The sequence below is a fragment of the Bacillus sp. GW823-FHT06B01 genome, from assembly GCF_058952315.1.
In genome coordinates, this window is record NZ_JBXAHR010000003.1 from 662,982 (window position 1) to 689,030 (window position 26,049).

At 35.1% G+C, this 26,049-nt stretch carries 25 protein-coding genes and 1 riboswitch; of the genes, 17 read left to right on the forward strand and 8 right to left on the reverse strand.

From position 1 onward, the window contains the following. Together AC1Q8N_RS16655 and AC1Q8N_RS16660 are read right to left on the reverse strand one after the other, a co-directional pair. Nucleotides 1–910 (reverse strand): collagen-like repeat preface domain-containing protein (locus tag AC1Q8N_RS16655; RefSeq protein WP_493521286.1); only part of this gene is annotated, 910 nt, incomplete at its 3' end. 221 nt (nt 911–1,131) lie between these two features. Continuing rightward, on the reverse strand, nt 1,132–2,403 hold the full coding sequence (locus tag AC1Q8N_RS16660) for an ATP-binding protein (protein WP_000937261.1): 1,272 nt from the start codon (nt 2,401–2,403) through the stop codon (nt 1,132–1,134). A gap of 160 nt (nt 2,404–2,563) precedes the next feature. On the opposite strand from AC1Q8N_RS16660, the gene AC1Q8N_RS16665 reads away from it, so the two are divergent. Continuing rightward, complete coding sequence (locus AC1Q8N_RS16665; protein ID WP_493521287.1) at nt 2,564–3,409, forward strand: DUF72 domain-containing protein; 846 nt, start codon at nt 2,564–2,566, stop codon at nt 3,407–3,409. A gap of 297 nt (nt 3,410–3,706) precedes the next feature. On the opposite strand, the gene AC1Q8N_RS16670 is transcribed toward AC1Q8N_RS16665, so the two are convergent. The 4 genes from AC1Q8N_RS16670 to deoD all read right to left on the reverse strand — a co-directional run bounded on the left by AC1Q8N_RS16670 (nt 3,707) and on the right by deoD (nt 7,334). After that, a complete protein-coding gene (locus tag AC1Q8N_RS16670; protein ID WP_001094854.1) occupies nt 3,707–3,901 on the reverse strand; it encodes a DUF3924 domain-containing protein in 195 nt (64 codons plus the stop codon). 119 nt (nt 3,902–4,020) lie between these two features. Continuing rightward, the gene (locus AC1Q8N_RS16675; protein ID WP_000806236.1) at nt 4,021–4,551 is read right to left on the reverse strand and encodes a tyrosine-type recombinase/integrase; all 531 of its coding nucleotides are present in this window, start codon (nt 4,549–4,551) and stop codon (nt 4,021–4,023) included. 107 nt (nt 4,552–4,658) lie between these two features. Then, a complete protein-coding gene (locus AC1Q8N_RS16680; RefSeq protein WP_048541883.1) occupies nt 4,659–6,470 on the reverse strand; it encodes a sensor histidine kinase in 1,812 nt (603 codons plus the stop codon). A 156-nt stretch (nt 6,471–6,626) separates the two neighbouring features. After that, nucleotides 6,627–7,334 (reverse strand): purine-nucleoside phosphorylase, encoded by a 708-nt coding sequence (gene deoD, locus AC1Q8N_RS16685; protein WP_000110707.1) that lies wholly within the window; start codon nt 7,332–7,334, stop codon nt 6,627–6,629. 175 nt (nt 7,335–7,509) lie between these two features. Here deoD and AC1Q8N_RS16690 point away from each other — a divergent pair, with 175 nt between their 5' ends. Further along, complete coding sequence (locus AC1Q8N_RS16690) at nt 7,510–8,298, forward strand: DUF8832 domain-containing protein (protein ID WP_493521288.1); 789 nt, start codon at nt 7,510–7,512, stop codon at nt 8,296–8,298. A gap of 4 nt (nt 8,299–8,302) precedes the next feature. On the opposite strand, the gene mprF is transcribed toward AC1Q8N_RS16690, so the two are convergent. Further along, the gene (mprF, locus tag AC1Q8N_RS16695; RefSeq protein WP_048541887.1) at nt 8,303–10,888 is read right to left on the reverse strand and encodes a bifunctional lysylphosphatidylglycerol flippase/synthetase MprF; all 2,586 of its coding nucleotides are present in this window, start codon (nt 10,886–10,888) and stop codon (nt 8,303–8,305) included. A 186-nt stretch (nt 10,889–11,074) separates the two neighbouring features. On the opposite strand from mprF, the gene AC1Q8N_RS16700 reads away from it, so the two are divergent. From AC1Q8N_RS16700 to AC1Q8N_RS16765, 14 genes are all read left to right on the forward strand, one after another. After that, a complete protein-coding gene (locus AC1Q8N_RS16700; protein ID WP_431098473.1) occupies nt 11,075–11,464 on the forward strand; it encodes a hypothetical protein in 390 nt (129 codons plus the stop codon). A 22-nt stretch (nt 11,465–11,486) separates the two neighbouring features. Next, nucleotides 11,487–11,978 (forward strand): YpuI family protein, encoded by a 492-nt coding sequence (locus AC1Q8N_RS16705; protein ID WP_000067570.1) that lies wholly within the window; start codon nt 11,487–11,489, stop codon nt 11,976–11,978. A gap of 105 nt (nt 11,979–12,083) precedes the next feature. Continuing rightward, entirely contained in the window at nt 12,084–12,998 is a 915-nt protein-coding gene (locus tag AC1Q8N_RS16710) for a superoxide dismutase (RefSeq protein WP_000082674.1), read from the forward strand. A 111-nt stretch (nt 12,999–13,109) separates the two neighbouring features. Beyond that, nucleotides 13,110–14,234, forward strand: coding sequence for a D-alanyl-D-alanine carboxypeptidase DacB (dacB, locus tag AC1Q8N_RS16715; RefSeq protein ID WP_116443083.1), 1,125 nt, complete (start codon nt 13,110–13,112; stop codon nt 14,232–14,234). Then, the gene (gene spmA / locus AC1Q8N_RS16720) at nt 14,227–14,823 is read left to right on the forward strand and encodes a spore maturation protein SpmA (protein ID WP_000247806.1); all 597 of its coding nucleotides are present in this window, start codon (nt 14,227–14,229) and stop codon (nt 14,821–14,823) included. The genes dacB and spmA overlap by 8 nt, the downstream gene beginning before the upstream one ends. After that, nucleotides 14,820–15,350, forward strand: a complete 531-nt coding sequence (gene spmB, locus AC1Q8N_RS16725) for a spore maturation protein SpmB (RefSeq protein WP_000029511.1) — start codon at nt 14,820–14,822, stop codon at nt 15,348–15,350. Before spmA ends, spmB begins: the two co-directional genes overlap by 4 nt. 292 nt (nt 15,351–15,642) lie before the next feature. Beyond that, nucleotides 15,643–16,371 carry a 23S rRNA pseudouridine(2605) synthase RluB gene (rluB, locus tag AC1Q8N_RS16730; protein ID WP_000440552.1) on the forward strand — a complete coding sequence of 243 codons (729 nt, stop codon included), beginning with the start codon at nt 15,643–15,645 and terminating at the stop codon, nt 16,369–16,371. Between the two features lie 94 nt (nt 16,372–16,465). After that, a complete protein-coding gene (resA, locus tag AC1Q8N_RS16735; RefSeq protein WP_000742211.1) occupies nt 16,466–16,987 on the forward strand; it encodes a thiol-disulfide oxidoreductase ResA in 522 nt (173 codons plus the stop codon). A gap of 121 nt (nt 16,988–17,108) precedes the next feature. Continuing rightward, entirely contained in the window at nt 17,109–18,734 is a 1,626-nt protein-coding gene (gene resB / locus AC1Q8N_RS16740; RefSeq protein WP_098047363.1) for a cytochrome c biogenesis protein ResB, read from the forward strand. A gap of 14 nt (nt 18,735–18,748) precedes the next feature. Further along, nucleotides 18,749–19,906, forward strand: coding sequence for a cytochrome c biogenesis protein ResC (resC, locus tag AC1Q8N_RS16745; protein WP_493521289.1), 1,158 nt, complete (start codon nt 18,749–18,751; stop codon nt 19,904–19,906). Between the two features lie 302 nt (nt 19,907–20,208). Beyond that, the gene (resD, locus tag AC1Q8N_RS16750; RefSeq protein WP_000426862.1) at nt 20,209–20,925 is read left to right on the forward strand and encodes a DNA-binding response regulator ResD; all 717 of its coding nucleotides are present in this window, start codon (nt 20,209–20,211) and stop codon (nt 20,923–20,925) included. After that, entirely contained in the window at nt 20,925–22,700 is a 1,776-nt protein-coding gene (resE, locus tag AC1Q8N_RS16755) for a sensor histidine kinase ResE (RefSeq protein ID WP_000964666.1), read from the forward strand. The genes resD and resE overlap by 1 nt, the downstream gene beginning before the upstream one ends. A gap of 137 nt (nt 22,701–22,837) precedes the next feature. After that, nucleotides 22,838–23,419, forward strand: coding sequence for a cob(I)yrinic acid a,c-diamide adenosyltransferase (locus AC1Q8N_RS16760; protein ID WP_048541897.1), 582 nt, complete (start codon nt 22,838–22,840; stop codon nt 23,417–23,419). An 84-nt stretch (nt 23,420–23,503) separates the two neighbouring features. Next, complete coding sequence (locus AC1Q8N_RS16765; RefSeq protein WP_048541899.1) at nt 23,504–24,118, forward strand: peptidoglycan DD-metalloendopeptidase family protein; 615 nt, start codon at nt 23,504–23,506, stop codon at nt 24,116–24,118. 30 nt (nt 24,119–24,148) lie between these two features. Here the strand turns inward: AC1Q8N_RS16765 and AC1Q8N_RS16770 are convergent, their stop codons facing one another. Beyond that, nucleotides 24,149–24,835, reverse strand: coding sequence for a hypothetical protein (locus AC1Q8N_RS16770; RefSeq protein WP_000711800.1), 687 nt, complete (start codon nt 24,833–24,835; stop codon nt 24,149–24,151). 245 nt (nt 24,836–25,080) lie between these two features. Then, a riboswitch (FMN riboswitch) is annotated at nt 25,081–25,220 on the forward strand. Between the two features lie 162 nt (nt 25,221–25,382). On the opposite strand from AC1Q8N_RS16770, the gene AC1Q8N_RS16775 reads away from it, so the two are divergent. After that, nucleotides 25,383–25,961, forward strand: coding sequence for an ECF transporter S component (locus AC1Q8N_RS16775; protein WP_000810851.1), 579 nt, complete (start codon nt 25,383–25,385; stop codon nt 25,959–25,961). The last annotated feature ends 88 nt before the right edge of the window (nt 25,962–26,049 follow it).

Genomic DNA, 26,049 nt, shown 5'->3' on the forward strand with positions numbered 1-26,049 from the left:
CGCCAGTAGCACCTTGAGCGCCAGCCGGTCCTTGAGCGCCAGTAGCACCTTGAGCGCCAGCCGGTCCTTGAGCGCCAGTAGCACCTTGAGCACCAGCCGGTCCTTGAGCGCCAGCTGGTCCTTGGGCACCAGTAGCACCTTGAGCGCCAGCCGGTCCTTGAGCGCCAGTAGCACCTTGAGCGCCAGCCGGTCCTTGGGCACCAGTAGCACCTTGAGCACCCGCTGGACCTTGAATACCTTGAGCACCCTGAGGTCCAGTAGCGCCTTGAGCACCCGCTGGTCCCTGAGCACCTTGAGGTCCTTGAGCGCCAGTAGCACCTGTTGCGCCAGCTGGTCCTTGAGGTCCAGTAGCACCTTGAGCACCAGCCGGTCCTTGAGGTCCAGTAGCACCTTGAGGTCCAGTAGCCCCAGTAGCCCCTGTTGCTCCTCCTCCAAGGCAACCTGACCCGTATTGAACTAGGATAGTTTGGATCTCTGTTATGAGTTTAACTAGTTTGTCGATAGTGCAGCAATCTACTTTAAATAACTTAGCGATATACAATAAATAATTAAGCAAGCTTTGTAGCTCAACGTACAATGCTCCGCATGAGAAAGGTTTTGTTTTTAAAATAGTTAATAGATTAGCGATAATAGAATTTCCAATTTGTTTTTGTGCTGGAGATAAATCTAAGCAATTGAGGAATTTTTGTAGGTTATTTAGGGCAGCAATCAAGTTATCGATATTATTTTGAGAAGGGTTTTGAAAGACAGCTTGAATAGCTTGGCCAAGAGCTTGAAGAAGTCTAACGAATTCTGTAAGTTCGGACTTAGAGATGTTAATATAACTACAAGCTCTGACTTCGCAACAATCATTACCATAAAATACTTTTCCTTTATTTTTATTGTTCATCTTTTCATTCCTTTCTTTCATAGAATCAATAGTCGTTACTATATATTAAAATGAAATTTATACTAAATTCGTGATGGACAAACTACCATTTCTAAAAAAATAAGAAATTGGCCCTCCTAGCAAAAATAAGTAAGATAAAGAGAAGGTTTATATAATGTAAAGACGAAAAATTCAGCATAAAAAACTGCATGCTAATTGTTGTAGGTATTTAACAATTGGCATGCAGTTTGTGGAGGAGTACCTCATTTGTAGTCATTTAATCTTTCAAGGGTTGTTTTAGGTAAAATTGGAATTGAAATAGTGAAAGTTGTACCATCTTGATTACTGGTCATTTTTAATGTACCGTTATGATTTTGAATAATTTTCTTCGTTACTGACAAGCCCAGTCCTGTGCCCGAATCTTTTGTTGAGAAGAATGGATCAAAGATATACTCTTGAATGGCTGTTGGAATACCAATTCCATTATCAGTGAAAGTAATACGAACAAAATTATCTAGACGATAACTAGTAATTTGGATAGAAAGTTTTTTTTCACCTTGAGCATCGACAGCATTCTGAAATAGGTTTAAAAAAACTTGTACAAGTTCATGACGATCAATATGGACTAATACATCATCTAATTCGGTAGAAAAATTATAATCAATTGAAATATTATGTAAAAAGACTTCACTAGCTAGTAACTGTTGAATATACTCACGTAAAAATGTATTAATAGGAAACGGTTCTCTTGTAAATTCGCGTGTTTTTGAAATAGCTAAAAATTTTGTAATAATACTATTTGCGCGGTCTAATTCAGGAATAAGTAAGTTTTCAAATAATTCTTTATTAGATGGAGAAACAGTTTCTTGTAAAAATTGTAAATAACCTCGTACGGTTGTAAGAGGATTACGTACTTCATGTGCAATCCCAGCTGCAATTCGCCCTGCTAAAGAAAATTTCTCTGCATCACGTTCTGTGTTTAAATAATGAAAGACACTAATAACTCTAAAAATCTCTCCGTTATAATCACGAATAATTCGGTTATTTAAAATGCCATAGTTTTTGTCTAAAACTTCTTCATTATATATTTCTGTTCCAGTTCTTAATGTTTCAAGAGCTTTAATTTTTTCTTCTGGCAATTGTAGTAATTGTTGAATTGGCTTTCCGATTATATCATTTCGTACTACACCAAAATCATCTGCTGCAGCTTGGTTACATAAAGTGATATTTCCTTTAGCATCAACAAAGGTTACATGATGTGAAAAAGCATCAAAAATATGAATGAAGTATGTTTCAAGTTGCTCAAATAAAAATAATGAATCGCAAGTAAGTTGAAAATCAGCCTCTTTATTCTCTTTTTTTATGTTTTGAATGGAATGAGTCGTTCTCGTTTTCTTTATTTGTAAACCAATATGTGGATTTTTGTATGTGAAATGATGTGGTAATTGATTCACAAGTTCTTCATAAAAACGTACTTTATTTTCTAATTCTTCTATTCGTTTTTCATGAGATACAATATCATCGTTTGGAAGCATAAATGAATAACCCCTCAATTTAAAAATTCTTCCATCTAGTATATCATATTTTTATACGGATACTCTTAAAGAAGGGGCTACTTAATAAAATTGATTAGCTGAAGTGTTCGGGAAGTGAGTAGAATGAATAGAAGGTGAAGTTAAAAAGGGAGGGATATATTTGCTTTTCATTGGAGTGACAGGGTGGGGAGATCATGATTCTTTATATATAGATCCCTATGAAAATAGAAATAAATTACGAACATATAGTGAGTATTTTCCTATAGTGGAAGTGGATAGTTCATTTTATGCGATGCAACCTGCACGAAACTATACAAAATGGGCAATGGAAACACCGAAAGATTATGCTTTTATAGTAAAAGCATATCAAGGAATGACAGGACATATGAAAGGTGAAATCCCTTTTTCTACGTTTGATGAGATGTTTGATGTGTACAAACAATCTATTCTGCCTTTAATAGAAGCTGATAAATTAAAAATGATTTTATTTCAATATCCACCATGGTTTGATTGTAAAAAGAAAAATGTGAATTTTCTTCGATATACGAAAGAAAAAATGGAAGGTTTACCGTGTGCCATAGAATTTCGAAATCAAACATGGTTTTATCCCGAAATGAAAGATAAGACGATACAGTTTCTAGAACATGAGAAATGGATTCATACCATTTGTGATGAGCCGCAGGCCGGGATAGGTTCGGTACCTCTCGTATTAGAAGTAACGAATGCAGAGATGGTGTTAATACGTTTTCATGGTAGGAATGTTCATGGGTGGCTTGATAAAGGGGAAAATTGGAGAGCGGTTCGTTGCTTATATCGCTACAACAATAAAGAATTAGAAGAATGGGTAGAAAGACTAGAGCAATTAAAAAAGAAGACAAAGGACATATATGTACTATTTAACAATAATTCGGGCGGAGATGCAGCGGATAATGCGAAACAGCTTATGAAAATGATGAACATTACATATGGTGAGCCGAAGCCTGAGCAATTAAATTTGTTTGAATGATAATAAACAAGAAAGGCACTGTACAAACAGGGGGAATGTACAGTGCCTTTCTATATGAAAAAGAGGGGTAACAATGTTACTGAGCGTTTGGTTGATTCATCAATTGTTGGCTTCGTAATAAATGATAATGGTTATCATTATCATTGTCAATAGTTTTCCGAAAAATAAATAAAAAACTTTTTATGAGACATTAACGGGTAGGAAGATTCCTGATAAAAGGTTTGGCTGAAGCAAAGAAGTTTTTCAGGGGAGAATGCTAGTAAACTCCTAATAAAGTATCAAAAAAAAGAACAGCAATTAATGCTGTTCTTTTCCAGTGACGAATTGTTGTAAATCAAAAGGAGTTATCGCTTGGATAAACTCTTTTGAGATAAGTGTTTGAACAAGAGTACTTTCAGAAATGGAAGCGCCTGTTTTCTTTTCATAAGCTTGTTTTAATAAATCAAGTTTTTCAGCCGTATCTTTCGGTAATTCAATTGTTAATGTGTTCATAATTTCTCCCCCTTACTATTAGAGTACCACTACAATATAGGAGAGACAAGAAAAGAGAATGTGAAACATAAAAAAGGTTACCATTTATAAATGGTAACCTTTTTTATGTATAAGAGTTATTAAGCAATACCGATATACTTTAAAGTTTTTGATGGAGTACTATGATCAAAGAAGTGTTGTAAAAATGCGATATCAACACCTGATTTGTATGCACAATATCCCCAAGTTTTTCGAAGTGTATGTGAGCTAATCCCTTCTAATCCAACTTCTTTTGCAGCTTTGTTTAAAATGTACCATGCATGTTGTCTCGTAATAGATTTCGTTCCTTTTTGAGACTTTAATAATGGTTCATTACGTTTCCAAGTTTTACGTTCTTTCATGTAGTCTTCGATCGCGTGCTGCAAGTCTTCATTTACAGCAAACCATTTATGTTTCTTTACTTTTTCATTGTAAAATAAAATGGAATGGCGAACATTTTCATTTTCATCGATTACATCACTAACTTTTAATTGTAAGATTTCACTTACTTTTAAGCCAGAATTTACAGCTAATACGAATAATAAGCCATCACGTTTCGAAGATTGTAAAAGTATATTTTTGATAGTTTCTAATTGTTTTTCATTTTGAATAGGTTGTCCTGCTTGTTTCATTTCACGCACTCTCCTCATTTATGTGTGTAAAGGAAAGGATTAACTTGTTTCCTACTATAAAGGGAGAGTGTGAATTTCATGTGAACTCCTAGTGAAATTAAGACAAATTATTTGACTTCTTTTACTTTTTGTAAATTAAAGTAGAATACAACACTATTAGTCGTGTTATATACACCGTACTCGGCATGGTGGAGGTCTAAAATGTTTTTTACAATTGATAACCCGAGACCGGTACCTCCAGTATGACGGCTACGAGATGCATCTAAACGGTAGAAACGATCCCAAATTTTTTCAAGACTTTCTTCAGGGATAGGGTTTCCTGTGTTTTCGATTTCGAATTTTACTATATCTTCCAGTTCTATAACGGAGACGTGTATTTTTTCTCCATCTGGCGTATAGCGAATTGCATTGCTAAGTAAGTTCACAACGACTTGCTCAATACGACTACGATTCGCGTTAACGAATATAGAAGAGTCTACATCTACGTTCACTTGTAAATGCTTTTCCTCCATGCTAAATAATAACTTTGTATAGACTTGTTGAATTAATTCACCGATTGAGAATGTCGTCATATCTAGTTTGTACGTACCAGATTCTAGTTTTGCTAATTCTAACATTTCAACAATAAGTCTGTTCATGTTTTCTGTTTCTTCTAAAATAACATCTGTGTAATACGTCGTATCTTTACTAACGCCATCTTTAATTCCTTCTGCGAAACTTCTAATTACACTAAGTGGAGTTTTTAATTCGTGTGATACACCAGAAATGAATTCTTTTCGCGTTTTCTCTAATTGACGTTCACGTTCAATATCTTGTTGTAATTTTGTATTGGCAACATTTAATCGATCGATTCGGTCTTTTAAGTTTACAGATAACGTATTAATACTACCGGAAAGCCCGCCAATTTCATCGTCTGCTGTCACAGGTAATTTTTCACTAAAATCAAAATTGGCCATTTTTTTTGTAACGCGATTCATTTTAATTAATGGTTTCACAATGATTTTTGAGTAGTAGAAGGATAATAAAATAATTACGAGAAATACGATGATTAAGGCATAGACATAATAATCCTTTAAAACGAGCATCGCTTCATTAACAGGTTGTAAAGATGCTATCGCAAAAGCGTATTCTGTAATTTTTCCATTTTCCACAATAGGTTTTACAAAGATACTATTTTTTATATTCTCTCCACCATCTATTATATAAGTGTTTAATTGGTGTGAGTTAGCAGTGCCATTTCTAATAATCTCTGCAAAATATTGAACGGCTTGTAATGTTTCAAAATCATTTGCAAGACGAACATCTGCTTTGGATGGAAGCTGTAACTTAGATACGATACCAGTAAACTCAATTTGAGTCACAGTTTTGGATCGGCTTGTAAGTCTATTTTTAGCAGGGTTTCCATTAATGGATTGAAAATCTGAGTTGACATTTTCGTTTTGCCATCGATTATAGTTTGTTGTCAATTCTAGTGGTGTTATGGTGGAATCTTGTACAAAACCGACGACGTTTATCATCCCATCTTTTTTCAATCCTAAGTTTTCGAATTTATTATATTCTTCTGGCGTTAAAACATTATTGAGTGGAATGGAATATGCTTTATTATTTTTAGGATTAATTACATCAATGTAGAAATTATTGTCACTTTTAATAATGCCGTTCGTATTTAAAAACTGCATTTCAGCATTTGTTTTGTCATGAAATTCTTGTTTTAATTTTCGAATTTCCTCATAAGTTTTACCACTTTCTTCGTAAGTATTTACGAACTTCTCAAAAGCAGTTTGAACTGTTTTTACTTTTTTATTAATGTAAAATTTCTCTAAAAATAGAGATTGTCCTAAGAAAAAAAGGAGGAATATGATTGTAAATAATGTTGATGTTAATAAAAATAGTTTAAAGACGATACTTCTGTTTTTCACTGCGTCACCTCTTGTGAGAAATACTGTAAATGATTTCTTAATTATAACAAACGTTACAAAAAAGTAGAGGAGAAAATCTGTCTCTTCTGAAAGTAGTTTTTAATAAAAAGTCACATAAAAAGAACTCGACAGACGTATGACGAGTTCTTTAATGTATTATTGTTGAATTGCTGCATCTAAAGCGATTTCAATCATTTCGTTAAATGTAGTTTGACGCTCTTCAGATGTTGTTTCTTCACCAGTGAAAATGTGATCGCTTACTGTTAATACAGATAACGCATTTACACCGTATTTCGCTGCTAATGTATAAAGAGCAGTTGTTTCCATTTCTACTGCTAGTACACCATAATCTCCAAGTTTTTTAACCATGTCCATGCTTTCGCGGTAAAATACATCTGCTGTTAAAACATTACCAACACGAACGTGTAAGCCTTTTTCAGTTCCAGCATCGTAAGCTTTCTTTAAAAGGTCAAAGTTTGCAGCTGGTGCAAAATCAAAACCTGGGAATGTTAAACGGTTCATATTAGAATCCGTACAAGCTGTCATTGCAATAATAACGTCACGTACTTTTACGTCTTTTTGAATCGCACCGCAAGTTCCAACGCGAATTAAATTTTTAACTCCGTAGCTTTGGATTAATTCGTTTACATAAATAGAAATAGAAGGTACACCCATACCTGTACCTTGAACAGATACGCGTTTTCCTTTATAAGTTCCAGTGAAACCTAACATACCACGCACGTTATTATAGCAAGTAACGTCCTCTAGAAATGTTTCAGCGATATATTTTGCACGTAATGGATCACCAGGTAATAGAATAGATTCAGCAATTTCGCCTTGTTTTGCTTCAATATGTACACTCATGAAAAGTCCTCCTTATAATGTATTGATAGAAATCAATATCATTTGCATTATACACTATCAATCCTTTCAATTAAAATCTTTTAATTATTTGTAATATGTGCAAAGCAGGAGGATTTCATAAATCATAATCTAGAATATATATGTAAGAAGTTTTGTATAAACAGAGACAATAAAAATGGTAGGTGATATTTTGAAAAATCTTGTCATTGGACTTGTTGCTTTACTATTTATTGTAGTAGGCGGATTTTACATAAAAAAGTATCAGGAAACTACAGAGACTGTAGGTGATGTTCAGGAAGTAAAATGGGATGTGTCAAATGGAAAAGGAAATGAGAAAGTAAATATTTTGTTTCAATTACTAAATAATAAAAATAACGAAGTTCGTGGTGTGAATGATCAAATTCGGGCAGTTATTGTAGACGGACAATTAAAACATGTACAACAAATGAAACCTACATTTGCAGGGAATGGATCATATAAGGTATCTTCCAACATAGCGAAAGATGAAAGATATACAATATTTTTATATGAAGACAAAAACAAGTCTGTGAAATCATTTGCGAAGAAAGATTTTGGGAGAGAAATAGAGGAGAAAAATAAGAAAAAATTAAAATTTTCAATCGATAGTGTGCTTACAAAAAAAATAGGGGAGTATGAAGTTTCTCTATTATTTGGTGCATTGCATCCGAATGAACCAGCGACGTTAACATTTCAATTCCAAGCGAAAAAAGGTGAGAAATTGAAATTACATTCAGAGAGAGGAGAAGTGGAAGCGCTCTATATCGTGGACGAAACGAGAGAAAACTTTTTATACGCAATACCTGTTGATACAGATGAGCAATTACAATACCGTATTACATTTCCTATAGAAGGAACGTATAAAATATGGGGAGATTTCTATATAAATGGTAAGAAATATGAAAAAGAATTTATTGTACAAGTTCAAAAAAGAAAAAACAGCTAAATGTTTAGCTGTTTTTTCTTTTTCCTATTAATTTTGTTACAGAGAGCATTGTAATTGGTAAAGAATGATTCTTTCTAAATGCTAAATATTTACCGCTCCATGCTGGTTTATATTTTTCTTTAAAATGACGTAGCCCGCTGAAGCTATACGTATAACGAACATTATTAAAGATGGCAGCAGCAACTCGTTCGGACCAAAAAGATTGTGTCGATAAACCTACATTTGAAAGTGGTGCCATACCAATATTAAAGGAGTGGTATTCATTTTCTTTTGCCCACTGGAATAGGTGGATGAAAATTGCATCCATAATGCCGCTAGGTGCATCTGGATAATAGCGCATTAAATCAACAGACAATGATCCGTCTTGATATACGGGCATAAAGGTTGTAAATGCAATGATTTTTCCATCAGCATCACATAATGTAGCGATAGGTGCTCGGCTAATATATTCACGATCAAAGTATCCGAGTGAAAAACCTTTCTCTTTTTTTCCGCCGAGCCACGCATCTGAAACTTTTCTTAACTCTTCAAATAATTCGTTTGAGAATGGTGGCTGATGAATAGAGAATGTATAGCCTTCTCGTTCGAAACGGTTGAAAGTCGCTCGCATACCGGCTCGTTTTTTTCCTGTTATTGTAAATGTGTTCAAATCAACGACAGCTTCTTCACCAAGTTTAAAGAAGTTGTAACCAAAATCATGATATAAACTCATCCATTTACTTTCTATTTGGTAGAATACACAAATGTATCCAAATCGATCAGCCTCAGCTAAAAACTCTTGTAACACAGTACGGTAGGAGGAAGGATCACCAATTGGATCACCTAGCACAACGAGACGTTTTCCAGTTATAGAGAAGAGAAGGAGCGCTTTCCCATCACTACTGAAGAAAAATTGTTTATCTCCTAAAAATCCTAAATGACTAAGTACATTACCATCATGTTCATCTAAAAAGTTTTGCAACCTTTTATCATTAGCTGGTTGCCCGGGAAATTCATTTCGATAACGATTGGCAATGAGTGAGCCAATCAGTAAAAATGTAGGAACGAAAAAGGCAGCTGCTAATGCACTTCGTTTCACTTGCGTAATATTACGAACGACAAAATCAGGTTTAAAAGCTTCTTTTGCACCTGCAAATAAAATACCTAAGTTTTTATATAAATATAAAGTTATGAGTAAGAATATAAAAACTTTTACCATATCAGAAAGTGAGACTTCCATTTTCTCGCGTACAAATCTTTTACGAAGCATATATAATACAGCGAGTACGATTAATAAAATAAACGTCTCTTCAATATCAATCCCTTTTAGCGTATTAAAGATGGCTGCTCCGATTAAAGAAATAATCGTCATATAGTAAGAACGCTTTGTTCCATAATATATCCCTCGCGAAAGGATCAGGAGGAGAATACCAAATGTTAGTGATAAGCTAAAAGAAAATTGAATAAGATGTTTTGGAGCTAGAATATGTAAGGCATGTGCTCTGTTTATACTTGTCGGTAGAATGGTCGATAAAATAACCATTAATCCAGCAAATACTGTTAAAGCAGCAGAGGCCCATGAACCTAGTTTTCCTAGAAAATCACGCTGCAAAGTCCATATAACACCAGTTGTTTCTAATGCAGGCGCAATAAAAGGTTTATCTTCAAACTTTTTAATGGCCACGCCTGTCATTTCAAAAGCTGCAAAAATAAGACCAAGGCAGAAAGGTAAAATATAATAGACGAGGCGATATAATAACATAGCAGGTAGTAATACGCCTGTATCAATGCCGTATTGTCCGAGCCCAGTTAAAAAGACAAGATCAAATGAACCAAGTCCACCAGGAACGAGACTAACAACACCAGCTAAAGCAGCAATTACATACACACCTAAAAACTTTTGAAATTCGATATCGATACCAAATAATATTAGTATGACGTACATAACAATACCGGCAGATACCCACTCAACTAATGAAACTAATGAGTATAAAACAGTTGGATTTTTTTCTTCTTCCCCTTCTTCTTGCCCTTCGGTTTGCTTTGGTTTTCTATTTTTTAGTTTAGAAAAGCCAATGTATATAGGGACGAAAAGGGCGAAGAAAATAAGAACAGGCCATAGCCACGGTTTTTCATGCAAAATAAAACTTGTGTCTAATATTCCAATAAGACCGAGGAAAGAAAGAATTGCGAGTCCGTTAATAAAAGCAGTTGTCATCCAGGCGATACTTTTAATAAGTTTGCCATTTTCTTTTATGTATGGACGATAAAGCATTGTGCGTACACCAGCTCCAACGAGACCACCAAACCCAATAAATCCATTTAAAGTATTAGCAATCCATGAGATACGAAAAATCTTTTGGACTGGTATATCAGCTTTTAAATAACGAAGCATAACATAGTCATAAAAGAACATTGTTGATACGGCAAATGCACCAAGTGTAATTGCTAAAAAGACTCCTCCGGTTGGAATGTTTTTAATTGTATTGATTGCTTCTAAAAAAGAAATGCCTGCTAATTCTTTTTTTGCTTGAAAGAATACAATTGTTAATACAACAAATGGGAAGATAATTTTCCCGATTTGTAAGAAACGTTTCCATGAAAACGACATAAATACAACTCTCCTTGTATAAGAAAACTGAGACAATAATATTATTATGACAAACTTCAAGAAAAATAAAAAGGTAAATTCCTGTATAGAGAAGCTATTTTTTATATGGGTCATATTTAAAAGAGTATTTCGTTTGTCAGAAAATTAAGTTAAAATGAATTGAAAGAAGGAAGAGAGGGGAAGTAGATGATTATAATAGGTTATGCGGGATATGAGTTAGAGAAAGCGAAACCTAATACATCAGAAGATTTCTTTAATAGATCTGAAGTGACATATATATTAAATAATAAAGAGAGAACTTTTTCCGTTTTATACGTTCGATATTTTGAAGAAGTTTTACAAGAAATTACTCCTTTTGAAGGAAATCCAGTATGTAAAGTAGAAGAACAAGACATATATTTACGGGATATTGTAGCGATATGTTGTTTACTGAAAGAGAATGAGCATCGCATGCAAAAACGTTTATATTTAAATAATATAGAAGCATTCCAACAATATTTTGATGAGGAAACAGTGGTGAAAGTACAAGAAATATTAGCTGAATTACATAAAAATAAAAGAGTAGAAATAGAGTGAAATGGCAAAGGAGAGGGAAAAAATGTCTAATCTAATGGTTGAAAATCAAACAGAACAAGTTTCTATGTTTTTAGAAGATGTTATTACTTTAATAACCAATTATGTAAATTATCATACGTTGCCTTCTTTATTAGAAGAAAAACCAGCAGGGAACGAGCAATATTATAAAGGGTTATTAGCATCAATAAGACGTCTTCTCGTTTTTTGTGAAGAAGGACATGATGCATGTTTTGTTTTGTTAAATAGCCAGCCATTTCGAAAAACAGCAGCTGAGAAAATTTTATATAAAATTTATCATCAAGTAATTGCAGAGTTTTTCTCACCAAAGAGTGATCATTGGTATGAAAATAGTCGGTCTGCCTATACTGGGAAGAACTCCATCGTTTTTCAACAAACGCCACCAGCATCTATAGAGCAAGTGATGAAGAGTTTAGAAGGAAAATTTCAATTGATGCGTGAAGAACTAGAATATTATGAGACGGATTACCAAACAAAGATGTTACACAAATATTAATTGCGAAAAAGAAGCTAAGGGGACTTAGCTTCTTTTCCTTTTGTACAGTTATATAAGGGATTTCCTTTGAATATATTTATGGGGATAGCATTAAGGAGGTGTAACATGAGTCAGCAAGGTGTATTTACAGATTACTTTCATGAAGTAGAAAGCTGGTGTGAAAGTGTTCTTCACGTATTAGATAGCCGTGCAATGGAAGTGTATGATGTCCATATGCTTGCTTATAAAATTCAAACGTTATTAGATCGTATGAAAGAGCATGAGTATGATACAGATGCAGAGTTTATGTATGAAATAAGTGATGATGTAGAACATATTCAGCATCATTTGCAGGAAGTATTCGTGCAAGGAGAAGAGGAATATGAACTATATGAAAGAGGGGATAGTGAACGAGCTGTTCCAATTGGAGGGCATACACTTCCACCATTACCTTATCCGTATAATGCGTTAGAACCGTATATTTCTAGAGAAATTATGATGTTACACCATGATAAACATCATCGCAGTTACGTGGAAGGGTTAAATAAGGCAGAGAAAATGATGGAAGAAGCGAGAAAAACAAATCAATTTGATTTAATTAAGCATTGGGAAAGAGAAGCGGCTTTTCATGGATCAGGTCATTACTTACACACGATATTTTGGAATAACATGAAAAAAGATGGTGGCGGAAGTCCAAGAGGGGCTCTTTCACAACAGATTGAACAAGATTTTGGGAGTTTTTTACGTTTTCAAAAACATTTCACAGAAGCAGCTTCTAAAGTGGAAGGATCAGGCTGGGCGCTTCTCGTTTGGGTACCACGATCTGGAAGATTAGAAATTTTGCAGAGTACACTTCATCAATTATTTACACAATGGGATACGATACCGCTCCTCGTGCTAGACGTGTGGGAACATGCGTATTATTTACAATACCAAAATCGAAAAGATGAATATATTAAAAACTGGTGGAATGTTGTAAATTGGCCTGATGTAGAAAAAAGATTTGAAAGTGCGAAACAAATTGAATGGACACCGTATTAGACGCAGGTTCTCTGCGTCTTTTTTATTAGAAGGAGAAAGAGATTTCGTTCATATTTTAAAAGGCCAAGCATACACTTGTACAAAAAGTGCCAAAAGGACGTGGGGGGAAATATGAGACGAATTTGTGTAATAATCACGCTTCTTATTATGTGCGCAAGCGTTATACCAATTCCTACATATGCAAAGATGAACAGTAATGTCAGTGCTCGAAATGCTGTATTAATGGAGCAACAGTCCGGTCGTGTATTATACGGAAAAGCAGAACATGAGCCACAAAAAATTGCTAGTATAACAAAAATTATGACAGCCTTGTTAGCTGCTGAATCAGGAAAAATGAAAGAAATGGTATCGGTTAGTAATGAAGCGGTGAGAGTAGAAGGATCAGCAATTTATTTAAAGCCTGGACAGAAAGTGAAGTTAGAGGATTTAGTATACGGACTCATGCTTAGATCTGGTAATGATGCAGCACAAGTAATTGCTGAAAATGTAGGAGGAAGTATAGAAGGGTTCGTATATTTAATGAATGAAAAGGCGAAACAAATTGGAATGAAAGATACTCACTTTTCAAACCCACATGGTTTGGATGGAGATGGATCCCATTATTCATCAGCCTATGATATGGCACTTTTAACAAAGTATGCAATGGGGAACGAAACCTTTAAGAAGATTTTTGGGACAAAAACGTATAAATCAGATTCGTGGGATTATCCGTGGAAAAACAAACATAAACTCGTGACATCTTATTATGAATTTGCGACAGGAGGAAAAACAGGTTTTACGAAGAAAGCAGGACGGACACTTGTTACAACAGCATCAAAAGATGGACTAGATCTAATTGTCGTAACTTTGAGCGCTTCTAGTGATTGGGATGATCATATGAATTTATTTGATAAAGGTTTTGAACGTTTCAAGCAAACGAACGTTGTAGGACAAGGAGCTCTTGCTGAAATAACTGAAAAGAAATATGCCAATCATGTATATACAAAAAATAGTTTTGCGGTGCCATTAACTGAGCAGGAAAGAAAGAATGTCGTATTAAAAGTTGAACTTGATAAAAGTGCAAAACTTAAAGATGGAGTAAAGGTTGGGAAGACGGAAATTTATGTTGGCAATGAGAAAGTTGGAGAACGGAATTTATTTTATAGTAAACGAAAGTTAGTAGCTACAACGGGAATGTATTGGAATAATGTGAAAGAAATTTTTTCTCATATGATAGGTGTTGGGAGCGATGGTTAATCTCGTATGGGTAGCGATGGCAGTCATAGGGATTGTATATGCCATGATAAATGGAACGATGGAAGCAATAAATAAAGCCGTATTTGACGGAGCAAAAGATGCAGTAACAATTTGTATAGGACTTATTAGTGTATTAGTATTTTGGCTCGGTTTAATGAAAATTGCAGAGGAAGCAGGGTTGTTAAAAAAGTTAGTGTCACTTTTTATGCCGATAGTAAAAAGGTTGTTTCCAGAAATCCCGAAAGATCATCCGTCAATGGGATTTATTTTATCGAATATGATGGCGAACTTTTTTGGGTTAGGTAATGCAGCAACCCCACTTGGTATTAAAGCGATGGAACAATTGAAAGAGTTAAATGGAGGGAAGGATTCGGCGAGCCGTTCTATGGTGACGTTTCTCGCATTAAATACATCAGCGATTACTTTAATTCCTACTACTGTCATTTCGATTCGAATGACGTATGAATCAGCGAATCCTACTGAAATTGTTGGGGTAACATTCATTGCACAAGTACTCTCTATGATCGGAGCGATTTGGATTGACCGCTATTTTTACCGAAGAAGGAGTAGGAAGGGGCGGAAAAAATGAGCATTGTAAATACGATATCATTATGGGTAATCCCTTGTGTAATCGGTTTTATCCTTTTATATGGCACGATAAAGAAAGTGCCGACGTATGAATCGTTCGTTGAGGGGGGAAAAGAAGGGATTCAAATTGCGATCTCTATTTTACCGTTTATGGTTGGAATGCTTGTATCTATTTCGATTTTTCGGGCGTCTGGAGCGTTAGATGCAATGATATCAGTAATGAAGCCGATGTTAGATTTAATTCATGTCCCAGCAGAAATTGTTCCACTAGCACTTATACGCCCTATTTCAGGCTCTGCTGGTTTAAGTATTACGACCGATTTAATTGCCACATATGGGCCAGACTCGTTTATTGGAAGATTGGCTTCTACGATGCAAGGGAGTACAGATACGACTTTTTATATTTTAACAGTATACTTCGGAGCTGTTGGAATTAGAAAGATGGGAGATGCATTAAAAGTAGGACTTTTTGCCGATTTAATCGGGATTATTTGTTCAATTGTGTTTGTTTCTTTAATGTTTAAGTAAGGCGGCTATTCATTTTTTATGCTATTTCGCTTATAATACGTATACGACCACTATTAAGGTGTTGCTTAATAGTGGTTTTTTTATGCGGTATTTTTGACAAAATGATGAACTTTTATTGTGAGCAATATGAAGAATATGGACAATAATAAAAGGTAAAAACATGATTTGCCCTTTATATGTTTATTATCATCGCTATGTTGTTTAAGTAAGATGAAGCCAATAGCCGTCAAGCGTATGCGGTTGCCAAGTCTTTCTAATGTAAGGTAAGATAAATTCGAGGTGAAAAAAAGAAATGGAACGATTACAAAAAGTGATTGCGCAAGCAGGTATTGCATCGAGAAGAAAGGCTGAGGAATTAATTCAGCAAGGAAAAGTAAAAGTGAATGGAAAAATAGTGAAGGAGTTAGGAACGAAAGTAACTCCTCAAGATAAAGTAGAAGTAAATAACATCCCTCTTGAAAAAGAAGAACCTGTTTATTTTTTACTATATAAACCAACTGGCGTAATTTCAAGTGTATCAGATGATAAAGGAAGAAGTGTTGTAACAGACTTTTTCCCTGAAATTAGACAACGTTTATTCCCAATCGGACGCTTAGATTATGATACGTCTGGCGTATTATTGATGACAAATGATGGGGAATTTGCAAATGTATTAATGCATCCGAGATATAAAGTTGAAAAAACGTATGTTGCAAAAATTAAAGGGCCATTAACAGGTGAGAAAATTCGCATGTTAGAACGAGGTGTTGCATTAGAAGATGGGAAAACAGCACCAGCACAAGTGAAAATTATTTCTTGGGACAAGCGTAAAGAGACTGCGATTGTACAATTAACGATTCATGAAGGACGTAATCGTCAAGTACGCCGCATGTTTGAAGCGTTAGATTGTAAAGTAGTGAAACTAAAGCGTGAACGCTACGCCTTTTTAGAAGTGGGTAGCTTGCGACCTGGTGATGCGAGAGAATTGTCACCACATGAGGTGAAACAATTACGTGCATTGGCTTCTACAAAGCCGCGCTAACCGATAGTGTGAAACTTTCACCAGTGGAATGCTCCGCTGGTGATTTATTAAAAAATACATATATTTATCACTCGTCGAAGAGAGGGGAGACAATATGAAAAAAAATCGCTTATTATTTCGCGTTATGATTCTACTCATTTTATGCGGTGCTGTAGGATTTACACTTTATCAAGGATATTTCACTAAAGAAGAGAAAATGCAAATCGGAAAAGAAGCACCTAATTTTGTTGTAACAGATTTAGAAGGAAAGAAAATTGAATTAAAAGATTTAAAGGGAAAAGGTGTATTTTTAAACTTTTGGGGCACTTGGTGTAAACCGTGTGAAAAAGAAATGCCTTATATGAACGAATTATATCCAAAGTATAAAGAAAAAGGCGTTGAAATTATTGCGTTAGATGCAGATGAAACGGATATTGCTGTTAAGAATTTTGTGAAACAATACGATCTTAAGTTCCCAGTCGCAATTGATAAAGGTGGAGAAATTATAAAAACGTATGGAGTAATACCGTTACCAACAAGCTTCTTGATTGATAAGGATGGTAAGGTGATTCAAGAGATTAAAGGTGAACAAACGATAGAACAATTGGAAGAGTATTTAAAGAAAATTACTCCGTAATAAAGAAAGCCTTTACATACGAGGCGCTTACCTATAGCGTCTTTGATTTAAAAATTCTGAGTATTGCGGTAACTTGAGGGTAGAATATACAATAGTACATATAGATATAGGGGCGGTGAGAGTGTTGAAAGAAATTAAGTGTGAATGTGGACATGTGAATCCGATAGGAACTGTTTTTTGTGAAGCATGTGGGAAACCATTTGAAAGCAATGAAAATATAAAACTATTGGATATGCGTTATGAGGGGAGTGCTCGGAGATCTCTCACACAAACAAAAACGATAGTCGATAAAATTTGGAGCTTTTTCTCTTCTGTAAAAGTGGGTGTATGGCTCATTGTAATCACTTTAGCTGCATCAGCAATAGGAACTATTTTTCCGCAAGAAATGTACATAACTCCAGGAATTGCACCAGCTGAATATTATAAGCAAGAATACGGATTTTTAGGGCAACTATACTATCAATTAGGATTTAATAATTTATACGGTTCATGGTGGTATATGATTTTAATTGCTTCAATTGGTATTTCACTTGTGATATGTAGCTTAGACCGTGTCATTCCACTTTATAAAGCTTTAAAGAAGCAAGGGGTGAAAAGACACCCTAGCTTTTTAAAGAGACAAAGATTATACGGTACTGGTACACCGCAAGATGGTGATCTTGAAAGAGTGCAAAAGAATTTAAAGAAAAGAAACTATAACGTGAAAGTGGAAGACGGAAATATTTTGGCGGAAAAGGGACGGTTTTCACGCTGGGGTCCATATGTGAATCATATCGGTCTCATTATCTTTTTATTCGGTGCAATGCTCCGTTTTTTACCGAGTATGTACGTAGACGAAGCCCTTTGGTTACGTGACGGTGAAACGAAAGAAATACCAGGAACGGATGGTCAATACTATTTAAAAAACGAGAAATTTATTAAGGAAGTTTATGATAAAAGTAAGGACAAGGAAGTTTTTGATGAAGCGATTGATCGTGTAGGCGATAAAATGATTGCGAAAAACTTCCAAACGAATGCTGTATTATATAAAGCGGTCGGCGAAAATATAGCAGGACAAAAACCGAAATTAGAAAAAGTAAAAGAAGCGGAAATTCGAGTGAATGAACCGCTGAAATTTGATCAATTTGCTATATATCAAGTGGATTACAAAGAAAGTGAATTTAAAAGCATGTCATTCCATTTGCAAAACAAAGAAAATAATCAAAAGTGGGGACCGATTAAAGTAGATTTAACGAATCCTACAGAAAAATTTGATTTAGGAAATGGTTATTCTTTAGAACTATTAAGCTATTTTCCAGATTTTTATTTTGATGAGAGTGGAAGACCAAATACGAAAACGAAATTACCAAACAACCCTGCATTTGTGTTTAAAATGTTTACGCCTGAAACACCAGATGGTGAAGTGAGTTTTGTTGGTATTCAGCAAAATATAGAACCTGATGGAAATAATAAATATAAAATGTCGTTTGCAGGTGTGGAAATGCAAAATGCAACGGCACTTACTGTAAGGAAAGATTTAACGCTTTGGATTCTCGGTATTGGAGGATTTATATTTATGGTGGGTGTCATTCAAGGGATGTATTGGAATCATCGCCGTATTTGGATACAACGCGTTAATGATGAATGGTGGATTGCAGGACACACGAATAAAAATTGGTTCGGTTTAAAGAAAGATATTGAAAGAGTACTAGAAGGTACGGCAATTCCGCAGCCAAGCGATAAAGTAGTGGATAAAAAAATTAGTTAAGGTGGGGAAACGATATGGTGCAAATAAGTAGTAACTTTCTCTTTACCGCATTTATTTTATATTTAATTGCAACTCTATTTTTCGGGGGAGCAATTAAAGAAAAAGGTCATAAATGGGCAAATATAGGAATAACGATTACAATTTTAGGGTTTATTGCACAAACAGTATATTTTGTTACAAGATGGATTGCATCAGGACATGCACCAGTTAGTAACTTTTTTGAATTCGGTACATTTTTCGGCATGATGCTTGTCGGAGCATTTATTGTCATGTATTTTATGTATCGCGTAAGTATAATCGGACTTTTTGCATTACCAGTTGCACTTTTATTAATTGCCTATGCAAGTATGTTTCCGAGGGAAATATCTCCGCTTATTCCTTCTTTAAAAAGTAATTGGTTGCATATTCACGTGACGACTGCAGCAGCAGGACAAGCAATTTTAGCAATTAGTTTTATTACGGGCGTTATGTATTTATTGAAAAATGTAGACCAATCAACGAGAACCAAACGTACATTTTGGTTAGAAACGGTAGTGTTCACACTTGTTTGTACAGTTGGTTTTATTGGAGTGACAACGTTATTTTCTAGTATGAAATATGAAGCAAAGTTTCAATGGATTGATAAAAATGAACAACAAGTGGAAATGAAGTACAATCTTCCAGCTTTAGTAGGACCGCACGAAGGAAAGTTATTGGCAGAAAATAAATTAGAACCGACAGTTGAAGTTCCAGCGATTGTAAATGCGAAAAAATTAAATACTGTTATTTGGTCAGTGTTAGTTGGGACATTACTTTATATTGTATTAAGACTTGTTTTACGCAAACGAGTATCGGCAGCACTTCAGCCGTTAGTAAAGAATACAAATAGTGATTTACTGGATGAAATCGGATATCGTTCTATTGCAATTGGATTCCCGGTTTTCACATTAGGTGCATTAATTTTTGCCATGATTTGGGCTCAAATAGCGTGGACACGTTTTTGGGGTTGGGATCCAAAAGAGGTTTGGGCGCTTATTACTTGGCTTTTTTATGCGGCGGTATTACATTTACGCTTATCAAAAGGGTGGCACGGAGAGAAGTCAGCGTGGTTAGCGGTAATTGGTTTTGCAATCATTATGTTTAACTTTATTGTAGTAAACTTAATTATCGCGGGTTTACATTCATACGCATAGAGAAATAAAATAGGAGAGTGAATGTCACTTTCCTATTTTATTTTTGTCAATTTTTCTTCTTTTTTGAGAAAAACATGACAAAGTAGCGGTTGATTTTGTAAAATGATGTCGAGGACATTATATCCTGTTCAAAAAAAATACATAGTTTTGGAAAAAAATTGAACAAACTTTATTATTCTTGTGAAGCATAATATGGGAAGTGAAACATTTAGAAGATTGCTTAAATAAACGAGAATAGTGCAACATACTAGTGTAGAAGGGTAGGTGTAAACCGTTGTGGTAAAAGTACGCAACGGGTAGAAATGGAAAATGAATCAAGAATTTTAATTGTAGACGATGAGGATCGTATTCGTCGTTTGTTGAAAATGTATTTAGAAAGAGAACAATATACAATTGAAGAAGCGGACAATGGCGATACAGCTTTAGAAATGGCGTTACAAAATGATTACGATTTAATCCTATTAGATCTTATGATGCCAGGTAAAGATGGTATTGAAGTGTGTAAAGGGGTTCGTGAGAAGAAAGCGACGCCAATTATTATGTTGACGGCAAAAGGTGAAGAAGTAAACCGAGTACAAGGGTTTGAGGTAGGAACTGATGATTATATTGTGAAACCATTTAGCCCACGTGAAGTAGTGCTTCGTGTGAAAGCGGTCTTACGCCGTTCTGTACCAACAACGTTCTTTACACAAGATACAACGACAAAAGATGTTACTGTGTTCCCTCATTTAACAATTGATAATGATGCACACCGTGTTACAGCAGATGGTAATGAAGTAAACTTAACACCGAAAGAGTACGAATTACTATTATTCTTAGCGAAAGCGCCTGATAAGGTATTTGATCGTGAGCAATTGTTAAAAGAAGTATGGCAATATGAATTCTTCGGAGATTTACGTACAGTTGATACGCATGTAAAGCGTTTACGTGAGAAGTTAAGCAAAAAATCACCAGATGCTGCGAAGATGATTGTTACCGTTTGGGGCGTAGGTTACAAATTTGAGGTTGTGAACGACTGATGCTTTGGAGAAGTGTAGTAGGGAAGTTATGGATGACTATATTACTTCTCGTTTCGTTTGTGCTCGGATTTGTTGCGATTTTACTTTCACAGTTTTTTAGAACATATTATGTTGATATGAGTGAAGCTAGGCTTCAAAAAGTTGCAACAAGTGTTTCAGAGTTAATTGAAGAAGGTGCCGATGTAAAAACGATTGAGAATATCGCGTACAAATTCTCTGATCCACTTTCAAGGATCATTATTGTAGAAGATGGTAAAGAAATATCTTCTTCGCCGAAACAAGAAGGATTAGTCACTCTTACAATGGATGATTTGAAAGAAGACAAAGAATTAGCGGCTGTTTTTACAGACAAAAAAGAAATTAAGAATAACATTAGAAAAGCCTCTAATAGTAGAAAGAATAAAAACACTGAAAATGATATTATGATTGTCGGAAAACCAGTGCATTCAAAAAATCAAAGTGCAGTGTTCGTATACGAATCTTTACAAGTACCGATACAAGGTATGGAGAGAACGACTGATTTTATATTCTTATCAGCAGGGATTGCGATTATATTAACAACGTTCTTTGCATTCTTCTTATCTACTCGAATTACAGCACCACTCCGTAAAATGCGTGAGGTTGCTTTTGAGGTCGCGCGTGGGAAGTTTGATGCAAAAGCACCTATGGTATCTCAGGATGAGATTGGTGAGCTTGCAACGGCCTTAAATCAAATGGGGAAACAGTTGAAGTTTAATATGAATGCCCTGCAGCAAGAAAAAGAACAGTTAGCTAGTATTTTAAGTAGTATGGCAGATGGGGTTATTACGTTAAATCAAGAAGGTGAAGTCGTTGTAATTAATCCGCCGGCTGAACATTTCTTACAAGTTTGGCAAGAGGAAAAGGAAGTAGAGCTCAGTAAAAAACTACCTTCTGAACTTGTTGAACTATTCCATCTCGTTGTAGAAAGTGAACAACAACAAGTGGTTGAAATTAATTTACAAAAAGGGAATTATGTAGTTCTTATGACGCCGCTTTACAACCAAACGAAAATTCGTGGCGCTGTAGCTGTATTACGTGATATGACGGAAGAACGCCGTCTTGAGAAGATGCGTCAAGACTTTATTGCGAACGTATCACATGAACTTCGTACACCGATGGTAATGCTTCAAGGGTATAGTGAAGCGATTTTAGATGATATTGTGCAAACGAAAGAAGAAATTAATGAGTTTGTTCAAATTATTTATGATGAATCCGTTCGTTTAGGTAAACTTGTAAATGAACTATTAGATTTAGCGCGTATGGAAAGTGGTAATGTAGAGTTACATATAGGTGAAGTTGATATTCATCCTTTCGTTGAAAAAATAGGTCGTAAATTCCAAGGAATTGCAAAGGATAAAGAAGTCGCATTAACGGTTGATTTCCAGAATCCAATTGAACAATACCCGTTTGATGCAGATCGTATGGAACAAGTATTGACGAATTTAATTGATAACGCAATTCGTCATACGAATGCAGGCGGACATGTAACGCTTGTAATTAATACGAAAAATAATGGTCTTACTTTTGAAGTACAAGATTCGGGCGCTGGTATTCCAGAAGAAGATATTCCATTTTTATTTGATCGTTTCTACAAAGCTGATAAAGCAAGAACACGTGGGAAAAAAGGTGGAACGGGGCTCGGGCTTGCGATTGCAAAAAATATTGTGCAAGGCCATGATGGTAAAATCGCTGTTTCAAGTGTTGTTGGAGAGGGAACTACATTCTCTGTATATTTACCGAATCGTATAATTTAGATATGCGTTTTTAAAGTTGATAATGAATAAAGTTCTACTGTTTTTTATTTTTTTGTAAAATCAATTAAATAAATAATAGTAGAACTTTTTTTCTATCTTAGTCGAATGAAGAATAGCAAGAGGGGTGTCGTGAAGCGATGAAATTATATACGAAAACAGGAGATAAAGGGACAACAAGTGTAATAGGCGGCAGAGTGGATAAAGATAATATCCGAGTTGAAGCATATGGCACGATAGATGAGGCGAATTCTCATATTGGATATGCAATGACTAAGCTACAAGGCGGATCTTTTGGAGATATTTACAATGAACTTGAAAATATTCAACATGAACTATTTGATTGCGGGGGAGACTTGGCGATAGTAGAGGGGAAAATTCCTTATAAAGTAACGGTTGAAATGGTTGAAAGCTTAGAAAGAAGGATTGATTCGTATATAGAAGAAGCACCGCCGTTAGAGCGTTTTATTTTACCAGGTGGAAGCGAAGCGGCAGCTGCTATTCATATTGCACGTACAGTTGTAAGGCGAGCAGAACGATGTGTAGTGTCCTTGCAAAAAGAAGGGAAAATAAATGAAGTTGTTCTAAAGTATGTAAATAGATTATCTGATTATTTGTTTGCGGTAGCTAGAGTAATAAACGCTCGATTACAAGTAAAAGATGTGGAGTATAATCGCAGTGCAATCGTTTTTCGTGATAAAAAAGAGAAGGAAGTGGAGTGATTCACTTTCTTTTTTTGTATACTTTTTTCTGTAATATACCAAAATAGAGAAGGTATGGTGTTAATTAGAAAACGGAGGATGTATATGAAAGTGTTAAAATGTAGCATCATGTTATTGACGGTATTGTTTTTATCTCAATTACATGTGTACGCAGAGGGAAATCAATGGACATGGCCTGTTGAAGGGCAGATAAGTGATTATTTTGGGACAAGGCATGGAAAACACTACGGTATAGATATAGCAGCACCGATTGGCACGCCTGTGGCAGCTATTCAAGAAGGTAAGGTAACAAAGTCTTATTATTCAAGTAGTTATGGAAACGTTGTATTTATTAAACATGGAGAATATGAGGCTGTGTATGCGCATTTAAATAAGAGATATGTAGTTCAAGGGGATTATATTTCAAAAGGAGAAATAATTGGAGAAGTAGGAAATACAGGAGAATCGAGAGGTGCACACTTACATTTAGAAGTTCATCAAGGAAGATGGACGATGGCGAAAAAGAATGCGATGAATCCATTGCTTGTTCTAAATGAACAGAGAAATGAGGTTGTGTCCTCATCCTTATATGTCGTCCAAAAAGGGGACACTTTAGTTAGTATTGCACGGAAATTTAGTATGTCAGTTAAGGAAGTTAAAGATAAAAATGGACTGCAGCAAGATCGGATTTATCCAAATCAACAATTATACGTAAAGTAAAAAAAGAGCTAGTTAAACTAGCTCTTTTTTTTACCAAAAAATAAAGACACATATAAATCCAGAAATAGCTAAGTAGCTATATAAGTAAAATACTTTCGTTCTTGTTTTTTCGTTCGTTCGAAATAGTACAATAGTCGGTTCAATTAAACCGATTGTCAAACAAAGTAAACCAAGAAGCATACAACCGATTGAAATGGAGTACAGGGCGATTTGTGGTGCTTGAAATGGAATCATCCATTTTAATAAAAATGCAATAAGTGCAGTGTAGCAAATGCTGCCGATGTATTTATTCAACGGTGCATTAGAACGGAACCCTGGAAGTTTTTTTAAGAAAGAACGGGAAACAACTTCAGTTTGTAAAGATGTGTGCTCTTCAATTATTTTTTGAGCTTCTTTTCCTTTTTGGAAAAGGGATAATATCCAGTTTCGCTCACCTTGAAAAATAAATTGAGAAGTTGTCAAATAATGATCCACCTTCACTTTATTCCAACTCTTCCATGGGTGACGCTCACACAGTTTTAATTTACTCTCTGTTTTTTTATCATACTGATAAATACTGATGCCATCTTCATCGAAAGCAGCATAGTATGTCTCGCTTGAGAATGTGCCTAAATCAATTGGACAGTAGAAAAGTAATTCTTTTTTTAAGTAAAAGTATTCTTTTCTTAAGTTTTTTTTCATTGCTTCTCGAATAGAGTGTCTCTTTTCTTTTTTCATGACATTTCCTCCATAATCCAGAAAATGTTCTTATCTTAACAATTCAACATCTTATCACTTTTCATTATATATGACTAGGGGATTCATAGGGGAAATGCCGAATACTAAAAAATCTGGGGTGTATTGTAAAATATAGTAATTGGTTTTAATTATATAAAATTAATAACTTATTTTTAATAAGTTACACTTTTTTTGTTCACAATACGATTATGTTGTTGTATAATAAAGTGGAAAATAGAATATCGGTCTATCTTCGGGGCAGGGTGAAAATCCCGACCGGCGGTGATGAACTATATGTGATTTTGTTCTAAGCCCGCGAGCCGTTAAGGCAGGATTTGGTGTGATTCCAAAGCCGACAGTATAGTCTGGATGGGAGAAGATGGAGGTTCAAGCGTTCAAAAAAGATATGGATTTGAACGTCTGTTTGATGTGCCTTAAATTCTCCCTTTGTGTAAAACACAAAGGGTTTTTTCGTTCTATGAAAAAGTAGGCATAGCAGAACCTTTCCACTTTCCATGAGATGATCGATGGAAAAGGAGAGAGAAAGATGAAACAAAAAAACAGTGTAGTGCAGATGGTGAGTGTAGCGATGCTAAGTAGTATTGCATATTTACTGATGATGTTGGATTTCCCGTTTCCAGGGCTTCCGCCATTTTTAAAAATTGATTTTAGTGATGTACCAGCTCTAATTGCGGCAATTATTTTCGGGCCAGTTGCAGGGATAATTGTAGAGGCGATAAAGAATATTTTACATTACGGGATTCAAGGGAGTTTAACGGGAGTGCCAGTTGGAGAAATTGCTAACTTTATTGCAGGATGTTTATTTATTGGACCGGCAGCTTTCTTATTTAGAAAGTATCGTACTGTTAAGAGTTTAACGACAGGATTAATGCTAGGGACAATTACAATGGCGCTCATTATGAGTGTATTAAATTACATCATTATATTCCCAGCTTACACTTGGTTTTTAAATTCACCAGCTATGTCTAGCGAGGCTATAAGAACAACGGTTGTAACGGCAATCTTACCATTTAATTTGATTAAAGGAATTGTTGTGACAATTGTATTTGTAGCGTTATTCTCACGCCTGAAAGTATGGGTGTTTGCAAAAATGAAAAATGCATAAAATATAAAATAAAACCATTAGTAGTATGGAACTACTAGTGGTTTTTTATTAAGTAGAATGAAAATAGAAAACAAAAAATATCCCTCAT

Excerpts from the sequence above, each read along its gene's own strand:
- spmA (WP_000247806.1), top strand. The coding sequence starts at position 14,227 with ATGGTTAATCTCGTATGGGTAGCGATGGCAGTCATAGGGATTGTATAT.
- deoD (WP_000110707.1), bottom strand. The coding sequence starts at position 7,334 with ATGAGTGTACATATTGAAGCAAAACAAGGCGAAATTGCTGAATCTATT.
- AC1Q8N_RS16700 (WP_431098473.1), top strand. The coding sequence starts at position 11,075 with ATGATTATAATAGGTTATGCGGGATATGAGTTAGAGAAAGCGAAACCT.
- resC (WP_493521289.1), top strand. The coding sequence starts at position 18,749 with ATGGTGCAAATAAGTAGTAACTTTCTCTTTACCGCATTTATTTTATAT.
- AC1Q8N_RS16690 (WP_493521288.1), top strand. The coding sequence starts at position 7,510 with ATGGTAGGTGATATTTTGAAAAATCTTGTCATTGGACTTGTTGCTTTA.
- AC1Q8N_RS16670 (WP_001094854.1), bottom strand. The coding sequence starts at position 3,901 with ATGAACACATTAACAATTGAATTACCGAAAGATACGGCTGAAAAACTT.
- dacB (WP_116443083.1), top strand. The coding sequence starts at position 13,110 with ATGAGACGAATTTGTGTAATAATCACGCTTCTTATTATGTGCGCAAGC.
- resA (WP_000742211.1), top strand. The coding sequence starts at position 16,466 with ATGAAAAAAAATCGCTTATTATTTCGCGTTATGATTCTACTCATTTTA.
- AC1Q8N_RS16710 (WP_000082674.1), top strand. The coding sequence starts at position 12,084 with ATGAGTCAGCAAGGTGTATTTACAGATTACTTTCATGAAGTAGAAAGC.
- rluB (WP_000440552.1), top strand. The coding sequence starts at position 15,643 with ATGGAACGATTACAAAAAGTGATTGCGCAAGCAGGTATTGCATCGAGA.
- AC1Q8N_RS16765 (WP_048541899.1), top strand. The coding sequence starts at position 23,504 with ATGAAAGTGTTAAAATGTAGCATCATGTTATTGACGGTATTGTTTTTA.
- AC1Q8N_RS16675 (WP_000806236.1), bottom strand. The coding sequence starts at position 4,551 with ATGAAACAAGCAGGACAACCTATTCAAAATGAAAAACAATTAGAAACT.
- resD (WP_000426862.1), top strand. The coding sequence starts at position 20,209 with ATGGAAAATGAATCAAGAATTTTAATTGTAGACGATGAGGATCGTATT.
- AC1Q8N_RS16660 (WP_000937261.1), bottom strand. The coding sequence starts at position 2,403 with ATGCTTCCAAACGATGATATTGTATCTCATGAAAAACGAATAGAAGAA.
- AC1Q8N_RS16760 (WP_048541897.1), top strand. The coding sequence starts at position 22,838 with ATGAAATTATATACGAAAACAGGAGATAAAGGGACAACAAGTGTAATA.
- spmB (WP_000029511.1), top strand. The coding sequence starts at position 14,820 with ATGAGCATTGTAAATACGATATCATTATGGGTAATCCCTTGTGTAATC.
- AC1Q8N_RS16705 (WP_000067570.1), top strand. The coding sequence starts at position 11,487 with ATGTCTAATCTAATGGTTGAAAATCAAACAGAACAAGTTTCTATGTTT.
- resE (WP_000964666.1), top strand. The coding sequence starts at position 20,925 with ATGCTTTGGAGAAGTGTAGTAGGGAAGTTATGGATGACTATATTACTT.
- AC1Q8N_RS16775 (WP_000810851.1), top strand. The coding sequence starts at position 25,383 with ATGAAACAAAAAAACAGTGTAGTGCAGATGGTGAGTGTAGCGATGCTA.
- mprF (WP_048541887.1), bottom strand. The coding sequence starts at position 10,888 with ATGTCGTTTTCATGGAAACGTTTCTTACAAATCGGGAAAATTATCTTC.
- AC1Q8N_RS16770 (WP_000711800.1), bottom strand. The coding sequence starts at position 24,835 with ATGAAAAAAGAAAAGAGACACTCTATTCGAGAAGCAATGAAAAAAAAC.